The sequence below is a fragment of the Polaromonas sp. P1_G2 genome (assembly GCF_056405515.1).
This window is the reverse complement of sequence record NZ_JBFUBY010000578.1, coordinates 1-823: the sequence shown is the minus strand read 5'-3', so window position 1 is coordinate 823 and position 823 is coordinate 1. Positions and strand designations below refer to the sequence as shown.

Here is an 823-nt window from a genome sequence, read left to right as displayed (position 1 = left end):
GGCCTGTCGCGCAAGGGTCCCGAAGAAAAGCAGGCCAGCTACTACTACAGCCAGCCGCAGCTCACGGCGCGCGGCAGCTTGCGGCTCAAGGGCCAGGATTTTGCCGTGAACGGCAAGGCCTGGCTGGACCACGAATGGAGCGAGGAAATCCTGCACCCCGATGCGGCAGGCTGGGACTGGATAGGCATGAACCTCACCGACGGCAGCGCCCTGACTGCCTTCCGGCTGCGCGGCAAGGACGGCGGCACCTTGTGGGACGGCGGCTCTTTCCGCTCTCCCAAGGGCGGGCTCTACACCTTCAGCCGCGGCGAAGTGATCTTCAAGCCCGTGCGCCACTGGAAAAGCCCGTTGACGCAAACCAGCTACCCGGTGGAGTGGATAGTGCGCACTCCCGCCGATTTTTATACCGTGCGCGCCGTCATCGACAACCAGGAACTCGACAGCCGCCAGTCCACCGGCGCGATCTACTGGGAAGGGTTAAGCGAGTTGATCGACAGCAACGGCAAGGTGGTGGGGATGGGTTATCTTGAGATGACGGGGTATGCGCAGCCGCTGCGGATGTGAGCCCCTCTTCAACCTTCACATTTCAACAGGAGAAGTCCATGCGCTGGGTAGCCATCTTTGACGACAAGCCTTCCATGCTCGCGGTGCGCCGGGAGCGCGAGCCTCTGCATCTGGCTTATCTGCGTGCGCATGAGGGCGAGATTCTTATCGCGGGTGGTTTGCGTGAAGCGCCCGGTGGGGGGTTTGTTGGCGGRCTTTGGGTGTTGGAGGTGGAATCGCGGGAACGTGCCGTGGAGCTTGTGGAGAACGATCCTTATTT

Annotated in this window: 2 protein-coding genes; both read left to right on the top strand. The window is 62.0% G+C overall.

Features of this window, described 5'->3' with window-relative positions; all coding sequences use genetic code 11:
- Positions 1 to 564 (top strand): lipocalin family protein (locus AC1D0P_RS26285; RefSeq protein ID WP_477679412.1); only part of this gene is annotated, 564 nt, incomplete at its 5' end.
- Positions 565 to 602: 38 nt separating this feature from the next.
- The coding region (locus AC1D0P_RS26280; protein ID WP_477679411.1) for a YciI family protein at positions 603 to 823 on the top strand (221 nt) is incomplete at its 3' end.